Origin of the sequence: Paenibacillus thalictri, from assembly GCF_004307995.1 — a bacterium.
GTDB lineage: Bacteria > Bacillota > Bacilli > Paenibacillales > NBRC-103111 > Paenibacillus_AF > Paenibacillus_AF thalictri.
Genome location: NZ_SIRE01000014.1, coordinates 161,234 through 180,464 on the forward strand (window position 1 = coordinate 161,234; position 19,231 = coordinate 180,464).

Sequence of the window (19,231 nt, forward strand, 5' to 3'; positions counted from 1 at the left end):
TATAGCAAGGCCAAAGGAAGATTTTAAATACATATTATCGTTAGTATAGATTGATTGATATCGATTTTATCGATATCATATGAATGGAATCGTTGAAGGGAGGTTTTTATGAGATGTTATTACATCAGCTTGAGGTATTTACCCATGTTGCTGAACGGTGCAACTTTTCCAAAGCAGCGGAGGCTCTTTTTTTAAGCCAGTCAACTGTCAGCTCTCATATCAAAAATTTAGAGGCCCACTTTGGACAAAAACTTTTTGACCGGTTGGGCAAAGAGGTCGTTTTGACACCCTTTGGCAAGAAGTTATACCCTTGGGCCCGGGAAATGCTCATGTTAAAAGATAAGGTTTTGTGGGAAATAAAAGATTGGACCGGAAAAGTGGATGGAATCTTAAGTATTATTGCAAGCGCGGTGCCGGCTCAATATGCGATTCCTTTTTTGTTATCCCAGTTCCTCAAGAAATATAACGGGGTAAAATTTTCCTTGGAACAAGGCGGTTCGGAGACCGTTGCCGAAAAACTGCTGAAGGGTGAAGCCGAGATCGGATTGTTAGGCGAACAATACCATCAGGATCAGCTTACATTTATTCCTTTTGTTGAGGAGAAATTAGTATTAATAACACCCCTTGATCTAGAGCTCCACAATGGGATTTCGATATCGGAAATAGTTAAATATCCTTTTTTATTCCGCAAATCGAATTCCGGAACCCAAGCTCATGTAGAGAAGATGCTGAGTATGGCAGGTATTAAGCTTTCCCAATTGCAGGTAGCAGGTTACTTTGGCAATATGGAAGCCCTTAAAGCAAGTGTAAGGGAGGGAATTGGCATTTCAATCATTTCTTCCATCGCTGTACTCGATTGGGTAAACAACAAATATATCCATGCTTATGAACTAGCGGAACTTCCGGAAAAAAGAATGTTTTATTTTGCTCATCATAAACAGAGGACGTTGTCCCCTCTTGCCGAAGCCTTCATCCATTTCAGTTTGCAGTTAGCCGGTGAATTTTCGGATCGTTATCGGATAAATATATAGCAGCCGTTACGGCTGACGCCCCCCTTTTGTGTTAACTTACGGTTGACGGCCTGGTAGGAAAAAGTTAATTCCGCCGTCGCCGGATTCGGTGTACTTTGAATACAGGGACGAGCAAACCTGCTGCACATTCAATGATTTTTTATCATGCAATCGATTACAAATTATCATTCAGTGCAGGAATGAACTCATTTGGCGAGAGGTATCTACATGATTCAGGTTGATCTGCAATATGATGCGGGACCTGCTGGATGCGGCGAACTCATCATGAATCTCTTTTTGACGATGAGAAAAATGGATCCGGGACAAGTTATCGAGGTCATCTCGTATGATGCTGGGGCCAGGGAAGATATCCCCGCGTGGTGTCGTCTTCAAGGTCACAAGCTGCTGGAACGGCGGGATGAAGGAAGCATCAATCATTACTATATTCAAAAAAAATAAGAAAACTTCGGAGGAATTTGAAATGGGTAAATTGGCTGTAAGTATCACAAATGCAAAAAATGATCCGGATAAAGCGACAGTTGGTTTCGTTGTAGCCAACGCATCTGTTGCATCGGGGCAAGAAACCGTCGTATTTCTCAATGTTGAAGGGGCTTATTTGGGAGCTGAAGGGTATGCTGATGACATACATGAGGAAGGTTTTACTCCCTTGAAGCAATTGATGGAGCAGTTCGTCGAGGCCGGCGGAACGATCTGGGTATGCAGTCCTTGCTTCAAAAAACGCGGCCTGAATGAAGAACAATTGGTCGGTGGAGCAACGATTGTCGGCGGTGCAAAGCTGGTCGAATTTTTATCCCAAGGTGCGGCTTGTATTACATATTAGGAGGATTCGGCAACAATGGAATTTCCCGAACCCCAAGCTATTTGTGAAGGAGGGGACCTGGACTGCGGTTCAGGTCTTCTCCTTATTATCAAAAAAAGCATGAACCCATTGCAACCGGGACAGGTGCTGGAAGTGCGCAGCCGGGAGCGTAGCGTAGCCGATGATCTTCCTGCATGGTGCCGCATGGTCCAACATGAGTTTCTAGGCGTACAGCCCGGCCCGATCGATGCTAGTTATTTTATTCGCAAGGGCGGTGCGGACCATAATCTCCAGCAGGATGTAGAGGCGGCCCGCGGATACCAATGGTCTGTGCGGGTACGTAGCGAGGCATCGGCAAATGCGAAGGTATACAGCAGAAATCACACTTTTTTAGCCGGACAACCTGCAGATTTTAGCGCGAGTGTCGACGCCCCCAGCTCTGTCGATTATTTGTTAGGGGCCTTGGGTTCATGTCTGACGGTTGGATTTAAATTGAATGCTTCCCGGAAGGGAGTCATTGTCGATGCAGCGGAATTAAGCCTGAGAGGCAAGCTGCATAATGTGCTTTTCCATATGCAATTGGAAGATACGGGGAGTGCCGGATTTTCCGAAATCAGCGGGACGTTTTATGTAAGCTCTCCGGCAGAAGAAGATCAACTGCAGGAAATTTGGCGGCTTACGTTAGAACGCTCGCCGATTTACCAGACTTTACGCGGACAGGTGGAAATCGCCATCCAGTTGTCCATTTTTATTTAAAAAGGTTGTTCAAAAAGTCATCTTTTGATCACGAAGCTAGACAGGAAGCGTATTCGACATCGAATGTTGCATTCACCTTCGAAGTCCGGTGATCATTTAGGTTTGCCTAAACTCCGCTCCTCCTTCTTCAGGTTCTTGCAACCTTCTCGGTGCTGAAAAGCTGATTTTTTGAACTATGTATTTAATCAGAGAAAGGATGAAATCCTATGGAGCTGCCTTTGTTTCCAACTACCGTTGTTGGAAGCTGGCCACGGACCCGCGAAGTTTTGCTTGGTCTGAGGGATAGAAGAGCCGATAGAATCAGCGATGCCGATTTTCAGAAGATCGCCGATCAAGCGGTTCTCGACTGCTTACAAGCGCAAGATGAGGCCGGCATTGATATCGTTTCCGACGGGGAACAACGTCGGGACAACTTCATCTCCTTCGTAGCCGATAAGCTGGAGAATGTAAAGATGCTGACCGTGGCTGAGCTGCTTGATTATGTAGAAGATAAAGCCAGCTTCGAGGAAATTTTGGGGAAATTGGACGTCCCGGCTTATTCCTTATCCAATCCGGCTGCTTTCGGCAAAATCGCAAGACGAAAACCAATCGCTCTGGATGAATACCAGTTTCTTCGCCGTCATACGGATCGGGCGATTAAAGTCGCCTTGCCCGGCCCTTATTTGCTAACACGTTCGATGTGGGTAGAAGGTTTATCGGGAGCTGCTTATCCGACCAAGGAATCGTTAGCGGAAGATGTGGTACGGATTTTGCGGGAGGAATTGGAAGATTTGATTCGAGAAGGCGTTGCTTTTGTCCAATTCGATGAACCGGTATTAACGGAGCTGGTGTTTACGCAAAAAAACGCGAATCGCACTTTCATGTGCGGAGCGTTGACCGCAAAAGCGGATGCCGAAGAGGAACTTCAATTTGCAACCGGCTTAATGAATCAGGTAATGGAAGACATGCGCGGGAGAGGAACACGGACAGGCGTCCATATTTGCCGTGGGAATTGGAGCACGCAAGAAGACGTGCTGCTCAAAGGCCCGTATTCGCCGCTGATGCCTTATTTGTCGCAAATGAATGTGGATCAATTGATTCTCGAATACGCCACGCCTCGTGCGGGAGAACTCGCCGCGATTCAAGCGCTGGAAGGAAAAGAGCTGGGACTTGGTGCGGTTAACCCGCGAACGGAAGATATTGAGGCTGTTCAAGATCTGGTAAATAAAGCAATGGAAGCGGCAAAATATTTGTCGCCCGAGCAAATTTTCCTGAATCCCGATTGCGGCTTCGGAACCTTCGCCCAACGTCCGATGAACACCATCGACAGATCCAAGGCCAAACTTGGCGTATTGGCGCAAGCAGCGCAATTATTAAGGCAGCATTACAGCTAGATAAGTTGAACCAAAGAACATCCAGGAAGAACTGAGTGCAGTGGAGAAAGGGAGTCTGAAGCGGCAAAATAATCCCTTTCGGAACGGGCGTTTAAGGTGATTTTCGTGAACTTTAAAAATTTATACACCTTCGTTAATGTCGTTGAGCATAGAGGATTTACGGAAGTATCGCAAGTGATGGGTCTCACGCAATCCGGTGTCAGCAGACAAATCAAAGCGTTGGAGGAAGAAGTCGGCCTCCAGCTGCTTTCGCGTACGTCATCATCCGTCAAGACAACGGCTAGCGGAGAGCTGTTTTACCACAGAGCGAAACAACTGTTGGCTGATTGGGATCTCCTTCTGGCGGACTGTCAAACGTTCAAAAATGAATGGAGCGGACAGTTGAAAATTGGAGCCAGCACGATCCCCGTTAATTATATGCTGCCGAAAATGGTGAAACATGTTCGGGAAAAGTATCCCAAAATTGAATTCAGCATTCATTCCGAAGATTCCGAAAACGTGCTCGCGATGCTGCTGAAACGTCATATCGATATGGCATTCGTAGGATACAAAATCGAGCATGAAGAGCTGCACGAACAATGTGTAGCAACGGACAAGCTTGTTCTGATCGGCTGCGACGATCTTAAGCCTTTGAAGTCGCTGCATGAGATTCGGAAAGCTCCCGTCATTATACGGGAAAAAGGCTCGGGAACACGTAAAGCTGTTGAGGAGATGTTAAAAACATCGGGGATTTTATTCGAAACGTTAACGGTTGCAGCCGAAGTCAACAGCATGGAAGCCATTTTTGCTTTGGTGGAGGCGGGAGTAGGTTATGCGTTCGTATCGCATTGGTCTGTTCAGGAAACATATCGTCCGAACATTAACGTTTTGCTCGAATTGCCGACCGACCGCTGTTTTTATCTGTATGTCCATAAGTCAAGACAAGCTCATCCGCTGATCAAAATGTTTAGCGAAGAGGCGGTTTGCCGGTACCAGGTATGATAAGTTTGTAACAAGGAGATGATGACGATGGGCAAGTCTTATGTTTACATCGGCAACCGAAGCTCAGAAAAACAGCCGGCAAACGACGGCATGGCCATATGCGAGTATGATACGGAATCCGGCAAGCTTAAGCACTTGAACCATGTTTCCAAGCAGCTCAGCATCGGCGCTGTGTATATCGATACGAAACGCAAGATCCTTTATTGCACGGACGAGCGGGTGGATTATCCCGGCCTGCGTGCAGGCGGCGGCGGACAGGTGGTCGCCTTCTCCATACATCCCGAGAACGGGGCTCTGACCGAAATAAACCGTCAGCCTTCTTATGGGGCGAAGCCGTCTTTTGTGGTGACGGATGCGGATTCGAAGTTCCTTCTTATCACCAATCACGGCTTCAGGAACACCGTAACGTTGACCGAGCAGGATGCTTTCGGTAAGATCACCCTCAAGGTTCTGCATGATGAGTCCTCCATTGTCCTTTATCCGCTTCAGGAGGACGGCTCGATCGGAGAACCTTGCGACGTGTTCCGCCTTACCGGCGAAGGGCCCGAGTCCTTCCAGCTGAGCGCCCACGCACATTCCATTCAACGCTCTCCGTTGGGGGAATGGTATGCGGTTTGTGACAAGGGCGGCGATCAGATGTTCATGTTCAGGCTCGATGACGACAAGAAAAAGATCGTTCCTTGCAAAGGGAGCCCCTTTCCTTGTTCACCCGGTTCTGCGCCCCGGTACAGCGCATTTCATCCGACGCTGCCGTATTTGTTCGTGAACAAAGAAAATAAAACGATACTTACCGCTTTCCGTTACGACGAAGAAGGAAAGCTTGAACATGTATGTACGATTGACGCGCTTCCGCCGTATATAACGCCGCCGCAAGGGTTCACACAATCCGACATTTGCGTAGGAAAATCGGGTCAATATGTGTATACGCTGCTGAGGCAGGTTAACGTGATTTCGGTTTTCGAAATCGACGAGAACACCGGCAAACTTACGATGATACAAGCTTTTGAGCAGGTGTGCGATGGCCCTAGAGGCTGTGCCGCATCCCCTGACGGACGTTTTCTTATCGTTGCGGCGCATGCCGGACATGCGGTCGTAACTTATCCCATAGGAGAAGACGGTACACTGTCTCCGGCTGTATCTTCGATCGTTCAGCCGGCACCTGGGACCGTAAACTTCTTTGAAATTTGACTTGCGAGCCAAAGCGCGATATGTCGATCCCGGAAATGAATATGATATAATATTCAAAATTCCAGACGACTTTTTTGTAAAGGGTGATCCTATGAATCCTCGCTTTTATACGATCGGGATGGCCGGTCATATAGACCACGGAAAAACCACCTTGACCAAAGCGCTGACCAATATAAATACCGATCGCTTGAAAGAAGAAATAGAACGCCAAATTTCGATTGAATTGGGGTACGCTCCGTTCCCTTTGGGAGAATACGAGACCTCTATCGTTGATGTGCCCGGACACGAGAAGTTTATTCGCCAAATGATCGCCGGTGTCGCCGGTATCGACCTTGTGATCTTGGTTATCGCTGCCGACGAGGGGATGATGCCGCAAACAAAGGAGCATTTGGAAATCTTGTCATTTCTCGGGATCGAGCACGGGGTTATTGCTGTGACCAAGTGCGACCGGGTGGAACCGGACTTCATCGAATTAATTATGGAAGACATTCAAAGCGGGGTCAAAGATACCGTGTTTGAACAGGCTGATATCGTTTGCGTAGACAGCGTGACGGGAACCGGCTTGGAGCAGCTGAAATTGGCCATTATGCAAAACTTGAGCGGAATCAAGCAACGTGACGCCAAGGGGGAGTTCCGCTTGCCCATCGATCAGGTGTTTACGCTGCGGGGACAAGGAAGCATCGTTCGCGGCACGATTTATGAAGGCACGGTGCATAAAGGCGATACCTTAACGCTGCTGCCGCACAACATCCCGGTTAAGGTAAGGCAAATGCAGATGCACAACAAGGAAAAGGAATCGGCTATCGCGGGACAACGGGTGGCGATTAACTTGGGAGGCATGCCGAAGGAAACGATCAAACGCGGTCATGTACTCGTGGCGTCCGACCATTTTACCTTAACCCGGACGATAGACGTTTCATTGCAATCCGTCAAGGATTTGCAGCATCCCGTCAAGCAGCGTACATCGGTGAAATTCCATTCCGGAACCGTCGAAGTGATGGGCAAAATCGTCTTATTCGACCGAAAGGAAGTGAACGGGGACGAGCAGGTGCTCTGCCAGATCCGCTTAAATGAGCCGGTTGCCGTTAAACGCGGAGACCGCTTCGTCCTTCGCCGCCCTTCTCCTGTCGAGACGATCGGGGGAGGCTGGATCATCGATCCGTTTGGCGAAAAGTACCGCTTCGGAGAAGAAACCGTCCGCAAGCTGGAGAGGAAACGGGAGGGCAGTCCGGAGGATCGGCTGCTCGACATCCTGAGCAAAAACCGGATGTTGTCTAAAGCCTCGCTGCTGCAAACCGCATCGTTTGACGCTGTCACATTGGAGATGATGTTGTCCTCTTTGCTTGCGGACGGCCGAGTCATTGCTTTAGAAGGCGATGCTTACACAACTTCCGGCGTATACGACCAAGTCCGTTCGGAGCTGCAAACGCAGCTGGAGCAATATCATTTTTCTTATCCGATGCGTTTTGGCATGAATAAGGCGGAATGTGTACAGGGACAGCAGGGGACGCCCGCATTGCTTGTTGAAACGGTCATCAATCGGGAAGTGGAGTCAGGCGCATGCAAGAGAGACAAGCAATTTATTTCGCTTGCTTCGTTTGAGCCGCATTTTCCTCCGGAGTGGAGCCAGCCGCTTGAGACGGCTTTGGCCCGCTTGGAAGCGGACGAGCTGGGCGTGCAGTCCCTTGATGATTATATTGCCGAGGTGAAGGCGCCCAAACAGGTTACGCCTGAAATCAAGCGGTTCCTCTTACAGACCAAAGTGATCATACCGCTCGATGAGAAACATTGCATTCACCACCGTACTTTTAATAACCAATTATATCGCTTGTATCAGGGGACCAACGGGCAGCCTTTCAGCTTTCAGGACGCCAAGGCCGTACTGAATGCCACACGTAAAGGTCTAGTCCCTTTTTTAGAGCTGCTGGATCAGCTGCGTTATACGCAAAGATCTGAAGAGCAGCGAAAATGGTTGAAACCGGTGGAACAACAAAGCTAACCGGATGAAAGCGCCCCTTTATGAAAAGACCACAACTAACTTAAAAAAGGAGGCCTCAGCATAGTGGAAAAGATCGATAACGGGCGGCACAACATGCTTCGCTCACTGCCCGCAGTACATAAATTGGTAGGTTGCCCGCAGATACAATCCTTTGTAAGCGATGCTAATATTCCGCATGAGGTAACCGTCGGGCTTGCTCAAGAGCTGATCGCGGAATGGCGGGAGCGGATCGTTCAAGGTACTTTGAACCTCACGGACGAAAAGATGACTCTGGAACTGCTGACTGAACAGTTTTGGCAGAAGGCTGCTGCAATGTTCTCGCCTCGGCTTCGCCGGGTCATCAACGGGACAGGCGTTGTGCTGCATACGAATCTCGGCCGCGCGGTGCTTGGCGAAAGCATGGCGAAACAGATTGTTGAGGCGGCATGTTATTATTCCAATCTGGAGTATAATATATCCGAAGGAGAGAGAGGATCGCGGCACAGCCATGTGGACGAGCTGATCTGCCGGCTCACCGGGGCCGAAGCGGCGATGGTGGTCAATAATAACGCGGCCGCCGTCTTTTTGGTATTGCGCGAGATGGCTAAAGGCAGGCGGGTCATCGTATCCAGGGGGCATCTGGTGGAAATCGGCGGTTCCTTCCGGGTCTCCGAGATCATGGCGGAAAGCGGGGCCAATCTGGTTGAGGTGGGCACGACCAACAAAACTCATCTCTATGATTACGAAAGGGCTATTGACAGCGAGACCGCTTTATTGATGAAGGTCCATTCCAGCAACTTCCGGATCACCGGTTTTACCAGCTCAGTGTCATTGGAGGAACTTGCGGCTCTGGGGGAGAAATACCAGATTCCCGTCTACGAGGATCTAGGCAGCGGAGCTTTGTTCGACCTGAGGGCATTTGGAGTTGGAGAAGAGCCGGTCGTGCGGGAAGTGATCGAATCCGGCGCGGACCTTGTCTCGTTTAGCGGCGACAAGCTGCTCGGAGGTCCGCAAGCCGGGATTATTGCGGGTAAGAAGAAGTGGATCGACAGATTAAAAAAGAACCAGTTAGCCCGGGTGCTGCGGGTCGATAAAATGACGCTGGCCGGCTTAGAAGCGACGCTGCGCCTTTATTTGCTGCCCGAACAGGCGGCCCAAGAAATTCCTACCCTAAGGGATATTCTGGTTCCATTGCATGAAATCAAAGAGAAGGCCAGACGGTTCGTAACGCTGTTATCGGATACGGCCGGTATACAAGCGGAGATTGTCGACGATGAATCGGCGGTCGGCGGCGGAACGCTGCCGGGAGTTGCGCTTCCGACGAAAGCGGCTGATCTGACAGTTCAGGGTTTAAGCGCTCATCAGCTGGAAGAAAAGCTGCGCTTAAGCGAGCCAGCTGTCATTGTGCGCGTTCAGCATCACCGTGTGCGTATTGATTTTCGTACGGTACATCATGAAGAGATTGAGATTGTAGCTGAAGCGTTAAGGAAGATTACGGCAGCACAGCCGTCAGACGTAGAGGAGAATACATGAAATGGATTAAATGGCGAGACTGTATGGGAATCGAACCCACCAGAGACGGCACGCGCCTCCCAAAAGGTTTTGAAGACCTAGGGGGACACCAGTACCCCAGCCAGCCCCATGAACATGGAAGATTAGCACATAAACGGAGATTAGAAAAGGAAGAGCAGGTTTAATTATATGCTGTTCTTTTTCTTTTTTCAAGAGCTCATCCCCGCTTGATTGTTTCCATTTGGGAAACAATCGGCATTTGCATTTGAATTGATATCCATCGGCCGCAGTTGTCATAATGAAAGGGGGAACATCTAATTTTGAAAGGCTAGAGAGGTGATTGACCTCATGGAAGATCAGAATACTTCGAAATCGGTGGGTAAACTTTTTACTTTGGATTTTATCATGATATTAATGCTGACCATTATCAACAGCACAACCACGCAAGCTCTTAATTCCAACCTTCCGGTTTTTATCCGAAGTCTCGGAGCCCAGAACTTGGCGGCAGGTTTGGTTGTAACGGTATATATGGTGATGGCCATCGGGGTTCGCCCGATCTGGGGATATTTAAGCGATGTCAAATCACGCAGGAGTATCGTGCTGATCGGCACTATCGTTGTGGCGTTAGCGGTTACGGGCTACAGCTTGGTGTTTACAGTGCCGCTTATCCTGATGCTGCGCGCGCTTCACGGAATAGGGTTCTCGGCAAATACCAATACGACAGCGACAATGGCGGCGGATGTCATTCCTAAGCATCGGCTTTCCGAAGGGATCGGTTATTACGGTCTTGCCAATGTAGTCGCTACGGCGATAGGTCCGCCGGCTGGCATTTATTTGGTTACTTATTTCGGATTTCATACGTTGTTTGAGGTGCTGGGTATTGTATCTTTCTTATGTATTGGGGCTGCTTATCTCATAAGGTACGAAAAAAAACTTCCGCCCAAACCCGTGGACCGGCCCAAAGCCAAATTTGCTTTGTATGAAAAGACGGCGCTTCCTATTTCGACGATTCTTTTATTTATTACCTTGGGCACGGGCGCATTAAACAGTTTTATTCAGTTGATCGCCATAGACCGCGGTATCGAGCATTACAGCGTGTACTTCTGGATTTATGCGGCTTCCCTCTTGGTGACAAGACTGTTCGTCGGCAGAATTTGCGATAAATACGGGCCCGCCAAGGTGCTTTACCCGGCCCTGGCCAGCCTTGCCTGCGCATTTGTCGCTTTTGCATTTGCCCACAGCTTGCCGATGTTCCTGCTGGCAGGCGTGTTTTACGGACTGGGGTTTGGCAGCGCTCAGCCTATGCTTAATGCCTTGATGATCAAACGTTGTCCACCGGAAAAACTAGGATTAGGCAACTCGACCTTTTATATTGCTATGGATGCCGGCCAAGCCATCGGGGCTTCCATTGCCGGAGCCGTTTCGCAATTTTTCGGGTTTACCGCACTTTATCTTTTCTGCGAGCTGTATGTGGTAACGGCAATCTATCTGCTCACACGGTATTTGAAACGGCAGTCCGATGCACCCCTTGGAGCTGCGGAACAGAATTCTGCTCCTTTCGAAAGGGGTTTGGCTGAATGACGAAAGCTTAGTCGTATTTAAATGAATTCTCGTCGCTAGCCACATGATTTACGATATATTGTATAAACTGATGGTGGTCGTCCGTCAATTTCACTTTTTTGGGAGAAGCGATCACGTGCGGATTGTGCGGGGTATCCTCAATGCGGCATACCGCAACATCACTGAGCTTAAAAATGCTGAGATCGCTTGAATAAAAGAGGGCAACGCCGTAACCCGAGGCCACGTTGTCCAGTACGGAATGACGGGCGGAAGCCGTCAAGGCAATATTGGGCGTAAAATCAAGACTGGAAAAAAAGCCGTTCAGCGCTTCGATTTTCCATTTATTCAGAATGATGTTGTCATTGCGCAAATCGGCGAAACGGATGACCCCAGCATCCGCCAGTGGATGATCAGGAGGCAGCACGGCCAGGAGATAATCGTCCCGCAGAAAAGTAATATCGTAGTATGTCGGATCGGCAAATGACTGGTGGACAAAGGCCAGGTCCACATTGCCTTTTTCGGCGGCCTCATATAAAGATGAGGGGTTGTTGCTGCTCACCAGGTCAATGTGGATGTGCGGATGCGCCTTCGCAAATTTCTCGACAAGATATTGAAACCTCAGCACGGAAGCGGAAGGCATGGCCCAGCAAGTAATTACATTGGAGTACTTGCGGAGGTTCATCATCATCTGGGCATATACGGGAGCCAATTCCTGCAAGCTATCGTACAAGGATTTGCCGGCCGGTGTTAACTTCACGCTGCGGCCGCTTCGGTCAAACAGTTCTACATGCAATTCGTTTTCCAGCCGCCGTATCGCCTTCGATAAAGAAGAAGCGGAAATATTATGCTTATCCGCGGCATCATGATAAGTGGACCCTTCTGCGATCGTCATGAAAAATTTCAGCGATTCAATATCCATTTTGATTCTTCTTTCTATGTTAATTGTTCATAGACTGCTTGATTAGGAGGGTTTGTTTGCTGGATAAAAGAATAATTTTACTATATCGAATCTTGGCCCTATAAACAAGGCAACGCTGACCCGAAGGGCGCTTTGCGGCCAGCGAAATAACCCTGCCCATTGTTTCCATTCAAGAAACAATGGGGTTCCGTATTGGAATTGATCGCATCCCTTCCTGAATTATAATAAAACTATATAAATTGAACAAATAATTTGGCCGCCGTTCCATTCCCAGAAGGATAGGAAATTCAAAGAAATAGGGAGATGAATATGAGCATAATTGATGTTATAAAAAACCGCAGGACGATCAAAGCGTTTAAGCCGGATCCCATTGACGAGCATCAACTGCTCTCTTGGCTGGAAGCCGCAAGTTATGCCCCGAATCATAAAATGACCGAACCGTGGGAGATTGTATTTATTGGGCCGCAGACAAGAGCGAAACTGAACCATAAAACGGATTTTGGCGGCGCGCCGGTCGTTTTTGCCGTCATTTCCAAGCAGGGGCTCACCCCGTTCCAGCGCGATGAGAACGTCATGGCTTCTTCATGTTTCGTGCAAAATTTCTTATTGTCCGCTCATGAAGCGGGAGTTGGCGTATATTGGGAATCGATGGGAGCGAAACCTCATAACCGGGAAATGATGAATGTTCCCGAAGATTACGATGTAATCGGCGTCATGGGGGTTGGTTACCCAGCAAATGATCCCGCGGTCAAACCAAGAACGCCAATGGCTGCGAAAATTTCGTATTTATCTTGAGGCGCGCGCTCCATATCGGTAAAATGAACGAATTGATAATGCGTCATTACGGAGTCCGAGTGATTCTTGAGACGGACAAATAAAAGAAGCCGATCTGCTCGCATAACAGATTGGCTTCTTTTTAGCGTTCACTTTTTCAGTGGCCTTGCATGACGCTAAGCATATTGTCATTGTAGTGAAATTTGTCTTACAATAAAAAACAAAACTATCGATGAAGGAAGAAGGTAAGGGTATGGAGGTTTTGGAGGGCGGCGGAACGATTGAAATAGGAGCGGTCAAACGCAACACATTGTCCAAGCAGGTAGTGGAACAGATCGTCCAATTGCTCGTTAGCGGGCAGTTGAAACCTGGAGATAAGTTGCCTCCGGAAATGGAATTAGTTGAAATGCTCAATGTGAGCAGGCCGGTGCTGCGGGAGGCGCTAAGCTCACTAGAGACACTTGAAGTCATTACCCGCAAAACACGCGGTGGCACATATTTTAACAAAAAGATCGGAAGCAATCCTTTCTCCGTCATGTTGGCTTTGTCCGTTGACGATCTGCCGACCCTGATTGAAGCGCGCATGGCGCTTGAGCTTGGACTGGTGACGATTGCGGCGGAAAAAATAACGGATGCCCAATTGGCCCGATTAAAGCAAACGATAGATCAAATTGCCGGCAGCGAAAATAATCATTATGGCGATATCGATATCGAGTTTCATCGAATTATTTGTGAGAGCGCCAACAATCCGATCGTTGAAGGCATGAGCGATTCCTTATTGATGCTGATACATGAGCGGATGAACAAGGAGACGAAGTTCAGGGAGCGGGAGGTCACGGTTCGTTTCCACACTGAAATCTACAACGCCCTTGCCAATCGCGATCCCCTCGAGTCGTACACTCATATGTACCGCCATTTAAGTTACGTTCGAGATAAGCTGCTCAAGGGTTAACTTGCTAAAGGCAGCTCGAATCACATGAAGGACCGTCCGGAGATTTATGAACTGTACTTCGATTGTTAGACACAGCTAATAATTGGAGGTGCAATTTACCGGACGGTTTTTCATATTGACCTACAATTTAATTTGTCTTACAATATAACTTAAGTTCATACCCATATTATACCTATGAAAGGCGGTACAACAACGATGGAAAAGAAAAAAACGTTGCCTGCCGGAATTTTAGGCTTTCCTGTTGCCCCTATGGATTCTCAAGGGAGACTAGACCTGAAAGCGCTTGAAGCAAACATTCAGTTTTTGCTTGACGAAGGATTAAAATCGATTTTTATAGCCTGCGGTTCGGGTGAATTTCACGCGCTTTCCCCCGCCGAATACCAAAGCATGCTTGAGGTTGCGTTGTCCGTCGCCAAAAGCCAAGTACCTGTTTATTCAGGTGTGGGGGGCAATTTAAGCCACGCTTTGCAATTGGCGGAGCTGTCCGGGAAGCTCGGCGTCGACGGTTATTTGATTCTTCCTCCTTATTTGATTGAACCGGAGCAGGAAGGGCTGTACCAATATTTAAGTGCTATCATAGGAAGTACGGATTTAAGCGCCATCGTCTATCAGCGCGATAATTGCGTGCTCACCCTGCCGACTTTGGAGCGTTTGCTGCAATACCCTCAGCTTGCAGGATTGAAGGACGGTCTTGGCAACATGGATTTGAATATTGAATTGACGCAAACGATCGGAAACCGCCTTCAATATTTCAACGGCATGCCGATGGCGGAAGTCACGATGCCTGCTTATGTAAGATTGGGCTTTAACGCTTATTCTTCAGCGATTTCCAACTACATCCCCCACATCTCGGCGATGTTCTACGATGCATTGCTTAACGGCAAAGATGAGCTGTTAAATGAGCTTTACTTGCACGTTATATTGCCCATCAACCGAATCCGCAGGCAGCGGAAAGGGTACGCGGTTTCTTTGATTAAAGCAGGTATGCAGATTGTCGGATTGCCGGTGGGAACACAGGTGCGGCCGCCGATTGCTCCAGTGGAGAAAGAACATTATGCTCAGCTGGAGGCCATCTTGAAGACCGCCTTCGAAAGATTCCCGAAAGAAGCCAAGTAAGCATAAGCACCAGCATATAGTAAGGGAGTGGAACATACGGTGAGCGAAAATCGGACTTATTTGAATTATATCAACGGACAATGGAGCGTTTCTTCAACAGGCGAAGTGGAGGCAAGCATCAGTCCCGCAAACAAACACGAGATCGTCGGTTACATTCAAAAATCGTCCCTGGATGATCTGAATGCGGCGGTAGCCGGCGCCAAGCAGGCGCAGAAGCAGTGGAGAAAGCTGGCCGGCAGCGTGCGCGGCGATTATTTATATAAGGCGGCAGCGGTTTTGGAACGCAGGCTGGACGAAGTTGCCGAGACCATGACCAGAGAAATGGGCAAAACACTGCCGGAAGCAAAAGGAGAAACCGCAAGGGGAGCAGCCATTTTGCGTTATTATGCAGGGGAAGGGCTGCGTGCGGTCGGAGACGTCATTCCATCCACGGACAGCGGCGCGCTGATGTTTACGACCCGTGTGCCTCTAGGCGTCGTTGGGGTCATTACGCCTTGGAACTTTCCGGTTGCCATTCCGATTTGGAAAATGGCTCCGGCGCTCATTTATGGCAATGCCGTGGTTATTAAGCCGGCTACTGAAACCGCTGTCACCTGTGCCAAAATCATCGAATGTTTGGAAGAGGCCGGTTTTCCCGCCGGGGTCATCAACATGGTAACGGGAGCCGGTTCGGTAATTGGCCAAGGATTGGCCGATCATCCGGACGTAAGCGGCATCACATTTACCGGTTCGAACGGGGTTGGCAAACGAATCGGTCAAGCGGCTCTTGCGCGCGGGGCGAAATACCAGCTGGAGATGGGAGGCAAAAACCCGGTCATCGTGGCAAGCGACGCCGACCTGGATCTTGCTGTCGAGGCCACCGTCAGCGGGGGACTGCGTTCTACGGGCCAGAAATGCACGGCGACAAGCCGAGTGATTGTGCAAAGCGATATTTATGAAGCGTTCAAAGATAAGCTTTTGCAGAAGCTGAAAGGCATTACGGTAGGCGACGGGATGAAAGAAGGCATCTGGATGGGGCCTTGCGCCAATGAAAATCAGCTGCAGACGGTTGTAACTTATATCGAAAAAGGCAAGGAAGAAGGCGCCTCCCTGATATTTGGAGGGGAACGGCTGCAAGCTCCGGGATACGAAAACGGTTTTTTCATAGAGCCAACCGTGTTTGAGCATGTAACCAAAGATATGGCTATTGCGCGGGAGGAGATTTTTGGGCCGGTCCTGGCTTTGATGAAGGTAGACAGCATAGAAGAGGCGCTGACATTAGCCAATGATGCCGAGTTTGGGCTAAGCGCATCGATATTTACAACGAATATTGGCCATATGCTTTCTTTTATCAATGAAATGGATGCCGGACTTGTGCGTATCAATGCCGAAAGCGCAGGGGTGGAACTCCAGGCTCCGTTTGGCGGCATGAAGCAGTCAAGTTCTCATTCCCGGGAGCAAGGGCGCGCTGCCATTGAATTTTTTACATCCATTAAAACTGTCTTTGTTAAGCCATAATTCATTGCTTGGTAAACAGCTGTCGATAAGGAGTGAAGCAAATGAAAAATTATTCTGCCAACAGCCCGGAGACTAACAACAACCCTGTTTCAGGGGCGCCGCTGATTACGGAAATGCAGGTTATACCGGTCGCGGGCCACGATAGTATGCTGCTTAACTTAAGCGGCGCGCATGGCCCTTACTTCACACGGAACATCGTCATTCTGAAAGACAATGCCGGAAATACCGGTGTCGGAGAGGTTCCGGGCGGCGAGAAGATTCGTCAAACGCTGGAAGATGCAAAAGCACTGGTTGTCGGCCAAACAATCGGTAAATACAACAGTATCCTCAATGCCGCCCGGAATCGTTTTGCCGATAGAGACGCCGGAGGCCGCGGCTTGCAAACCTTCGATCTGCGCGTTGCGATCCATGCTGTTACCGCTTTGGAGGCGGCGCTGCTTGATCTATTGGGCCAGCATCTCGGGGTGCCTGTTGCAGACTTGCTGGGCGAAGGCCAGCAGCGGGACGCTGTGGAAATGCTCGGTTATTTGTTTTATGTCGGCGACCGCAACAAGACGGATCTCCCTTATTCGTGTCATCCGGATGCCGAGGATGACTGGCTGCGCCTGCGTCACGAAGAAGCGTTGACGACGGAAGCGGTCGTCAGGCTTGCCGAAGCGGCGCATGCCCGTTACGGCTTCAACGACTTCAAGCTGAAGGGCGGCGTGCTGCGCGGCGAAGAGGAGATCGAAGCGGTTACCGCGTTAGCCGAACGGTTTCCGAATGCGCGTATAACGCTGGATCCGAACGGCGGTTGGCTGCTGAAGGATGCCATTCGGCTTTGCCGCGACCAGCATCATGTTTTGGCGTATGCCGAAGATCCGTGCGGGGCTGAAGACGGATACTCGGGCCGGGAAATCATGGCGGAATTCCGGCGGGCCACCGGATTGCCGACCGCAACCAATATGATCTCCACGGATTGGCGCCAGATGGGTCATACGATCCAACTGCAGTCCGTCGATATTCCTTTGGCCGATCCGCATTTTTGGACAATGCAAGGTTCGGTGCGGGTTGCGCAAATGTGTCATGAATGGGGCCTCACATGGGGTTCGCATTCAAACAATCATTTTGACATATCGCTGGCGATGTTTACGCATGTTGCAGCGGCGGCGCCGGGCAAAATTACGGCCATCGACACCCATTGGATTTGGCAGGATGGCCAACGTTTGACGAAAAAACCGCTGAAAATCGTAAACGGCATGGTCAGTGTACCGGCCAAGCCGGGTTTAGGCGTTGAATTGGACATGGAGCAGGTCGAGAAAGCGCACCAGCTGTACAAAAACATGGGTCTTGGCGCACGCGATGACTCCATAGCGATGCAGTATTTGATCGCGGGCTGGAAGTTTGATAACAAGCGCCCTTGCATGGTGCGGTAAGGAGACAGCTGGAAAGCCGCTGGCGATATGCAGACTAGCGGAAAGCTGACTAAGGGAATGAACAAGGGGGTTATCGAACCTCCCTGCTCATCCCCTCTTCACTTGTGCCAGCTAGGACCGTCCGGCGATTTTGGAGGCCACTGAAAAAGTAGCGTAGTGAGCGAAATCATTCTAGAGAAGCGCCAGCGTTCGCTTTTGTCCCCGAATTTCACCGCCAAAAGCAGGTACAATTCAAGAAATTCGGGGACAATTGGCGATCGTAAGAATGATTCGTTCATGCAGCGTTCACTTTTTCAGTGGCCTCCGATTATGCTGGACAACTTTCCTCACGCAACTGCTTTATACACGTCTGTCGTCATGAATCATTTGATAAATGATCGGCATAAATTGTTCAACCGCATCAAGATGCTGGCCTAACTGCTGGGCGAAGATCTGCGGGTTCCACTCATTTCCAAAAATGAGCGGGGACCGGTAACGCAGCTCGCCGTCGTCCTCATCCATTTCAAAATTGCCGAAAATTAAATCGTAATTTTCTCTCATCAGCTGCAGAGCCACTGAAGGGCGCTGCGGTTCGGGAACCTCCTCCGGGAAAATCGAGTACATAAAGCAAGCCCCCTGCTCCTGCTCCATCCGCAGCAGCGATACCCAACTTCCGCGTTCGCTGGAAAATCGAATCCGGATCAACTGCTCATCCAGCATTTCATATTTCAAGCGGTGAGCCGCGAGCTGCCCTTCGACAAATGTATTCATGCGCTGTGGCAGTTGCCTATCGTTTTCAGCTGAATTGGCATCGGGCTGTGTTAACGGTTCAGTGCGTTCCCCTGTATAATTCCCGGTATCCGGCATAACAAGCTGCTCCAGCAATGGAGCCCAGTCTGTAGTAAAACCTTCGGTTAATGTCCCGCCCAATGGGGATTGTTCCTCCGATATCGTTTGCTGCAGCAGCTGCAGGGCCAGCCAGCATTCGGTATGAGCGAGCTGAAGCGGGTTTTCGGCCTGAGACTCGCGGCCCTCGGCAGGGCTGGCACTTTGAGCGGCCAAAGCTTCGATGACGCCGGCAGCATCGATCCGTTGTTCAAAGAGCCGCTTCGCCAAATTAGGGCGCAAGGCGGCTTCGATCGTCACGGGAGTGCCTTCTTCAAACTCAAATTGCAGCGTCTGATGAAACAAATGAAACAATCCCTTGCGTACAATCGAGTTGGCAGCAACTGCATCGACTTCCAATCGGATGATGCATGAAGGGCCTCCCGAGGCAGGCAAACGTTCAACCTTAACGGACGTTACGACCGCTTCAACGGGGGCTCCGTACAGATCAAGCAAGCGAACCGGAATACGGGCTTGGATGGCGGAAGCTCCGTCCGTATTTATCGTTGTCATAAA

General features: G+C 49.5%; 17 protein-coding genes and 1 tRNA gene. 15 read left to right on the forward strand and 3 right to left on the reverse strand.

What is annotated here, in order from left to right; genetic code table 11:
- The first annotated feature begins 113 nt into the window (after nt 1-113).
- From EYB31_RS20280 to selA, 9 genes are all read left to right on the forward strand, one after another.
- Nucleotides 114-1,031 carry a selenium metabolism-associated LysR family transcriptional regulator gene (locus EYB31_RS20280; RefSeq protein WP_131015232.1) on the forward strand — a complete coding sequence of 306 codons (918 nt, stop codon included), beginning with the start codon at nt 114-116 and terminating at the stop codon, nt 1,029-1,031.
- Between the two features lie 207 nt (nt 1,032-1,238).
- Entirely contained in the window at nt 1,239-1,469 is a 231-nt protein-coding gene (locus EYB31_RS20285) for a sulfurtransferase TusA family protein (protein ID WP_131015233.1), read from the forward strand.
- Complete coding sequence (locus EYB31_RS20290) at nt 1,429-1,851, forward strand: DsrE family protein (protein ID WP_240762637.1); 423 nt, start codon at nt 1,429-1,431, stop codon at nt 1,849-1,851. Before EYB31_RS20285 ends, EYB31_RS20290 begins: the two co-directional genes overlap by 41 nt.
- Before the next feature lie 99 nt (nt 1,852-1,950).
- Nucleotides 1,951-2,586: a sulfurtransferase TusA family protein gene (locus EYB31_RS20295; protein ID WP_240762639.1), complete on the forward strand. Its 636-nt coding sequence runs from the start codon at nt 1,951-1,953 to the stop codon at nt 2,584-2,586.
- 206 nt (nt 2,587-2,792) lie between these two features.
- On the forward strand, nt 2,793-3,959 hold the full coding sequence (locus EYB31_RS20300; protein ID WP_131015235.1) for a cobalamin-independent methionine synthase II family protein: 1,167 nt from the start codon (nt 2,793-2,795) through the stop codon (nt 3,957-3,959).
- 105 nt (nt 3,960-4,064) lie between these two features.
- Entirely contained in the window at nt 4,065-4,940 is an 876-nt protein-coding gene (locus EYB31_RS20305) for a selenium metabolism-associated LysR family transcriptional regulator (RefSeq protein WP_165452509.1), read from the forward strand.
- A 27-nt stretch (nt 4,941-4,967) separates the two neighbouring features.
- Nucleotides 4,968-6,128, forward strand: a complete 1,161-nt coding sequence (locus tag EYB31_RS20310; protein WP_165452510.1) for a lactonase family protein — start codon at nt 4,968-4,970, stop codon at nt 6,126-6,128.
- A gap of 91 nt (nt 6,129-6,219) precedes the next feature.
- The gene (gene selB / locus EYB31_RS20315; RefSeq protein WP_131015238.1) at nt 6,220-8,127 is read left to right on the forward strand and encodes a selenocysteine-specific translation elongation factor; all 1,908 of its coding nucleotides are present in this window, start codon (nt 6,220-6,222) and stop codon (nt 8,125-8,127) included.
- Between the two features lie 63 nt (nt 8,128-8,190).
- Nucleotides 8,191-9,639 (forward strand): L-seryl-tRNA(Sec) selenium transferase, encoded by a 1,449-nt coding sequence (selA, locus tag EYB31_RS20320; protein WP_240762641.1) that lies wholly within the window; start codon nt 8,191-8,193, stop codon nt 9,637-9,639.
- 11 nt (nt 9,640-9,650) lie between these two features.
- Here the strand turns inward: selA and EYB31_RS40290 are convergent.
- Nucleotides 9,651-9,747 (reverse strand) — tRNA-Sec (locus EYB31_RS40290).
- A 219-nt stretch (nt 9,748-9,966) separates the two neighbouring features.
- Between EYB31_RS40290 and EYB31_RS20325 the strand changes: the two genes are divergently transcribed.
- Complete coding sequence (locus tag EYB31_RS20325; RefSeq protein ID WP_131015239.1) at nt 9,967-11,199, forward strand: MFS transporter; 1,233 nt, start codon at nt 9,967-9,969, stop codon at nt 11,197-11,199.
- Between the two features lie 7 nt (nt 11,200-11,206).
- On the opposite strand, the gene EYB31_RS20330 is transcribed toward EYB31_RS20325, so the two are convergent.
- Nucleotides 11,207-12,097: a LysR family transcriptional regulator gene (locus tag EYB31_RS20330; RefSeq protein ID WP_131015240.1), complete on the reverse strand. Its 891-nt coding sequence runs from the start codon at nt 12,095-12,097 to the stop codon at nt 11,207-11,209.
- A 309-nt stretch (nt 12,098-12,406) separates the two neighbouring features.
- Here EYB31_RS20330 and EYB31_RS20335 point away from each other — a divergent pair, with 309 nt between their 5' ends.
- From EYB31_RS20335 to gudD, 5 genes are all read left to right on the forward strand, one after another.
- The gene (locus EYB31_RS20335) at nt 12,407-12,892 is read left to right on the forward strand and encodes a nitroreductase family protein (protein ID WP_131015241.1); all 486 of its coding nucleotides are present in this window, start codon (nt 12,407-12,409) and stop codon (nt 12,890-12,892) included.
- A gap of 232 nt (nt 12,893-13,124) precedes the next feature.
- Nucleotides 13,125-13,823, forward strand: a complete 699-nt coding sequence (locus EYB31_RS20340) for a FadR/GntR family transcriptional regulator (protein WP_131015242.1) — start codon at nt 13,125-13,127, stop codon at nt 13,821-13,823.
- A 195-nt stretch (nt 13,824-14,018) separates the two neighbouring features.
- Nucleotides 14,019-14,939, forward strand: coding sequence for a 5-dehydro-4-deoxyglucarate dehydratase (gene kdgD, locus EYB31_RS20345; protein ID WP_131015243.1), 921 nt, complete (start codon nt 14,019-14,021; stop codon nt 14,937-14,939).
- A gap of 39 nt (nt 14,940-14,978) precedes the next feature.
- Complete coding sequence (gucD, locus tag EYB31_RS20350; protein ID WP_240762643.1) at nt 14,979-16,436, forward strand: alpha-ketoglutaric semialdehyde dehydrogenase GucD; 1,458 nt, start codon at nt 14,979-14,981, stop codon at nt 16,434-16,436.
- Nucleotides 16,437-16,477: 41 nt separating this feature from the next.
- Nucleotides 16,478-17,851 carry a glucarate dehydratase gene (gene gudD, locus EYB31_RS20355; RefSeq protein WP_131015245.1) on the forward strand — a complete coding sequence of 458 codons (1,374 nt, stop codon included), beginning with the start codon at nt 16,478-16,480 and terminating at the stop codon, nt 17,849-17,851.
- Nucleotides 17,852-18,190: 339 nt separating this feature from the next.
- On the opposite strand, the gene EYB31_RS20360 is transcribed toward gudD, so the two are convergent.
- Nucleotides 18,191-19,228, reverse strand: coding sequence for a YbjN domain-containing protein (locus tag EYB31_RS20360; protein WP_131015246.1), 1,038 nt, complete (start codon nt 19,226-19,228; stop codon nt 18,191-18,193).
- Nucleotides 19,229-19,231 lie beyond the last annotated feature (3 nt).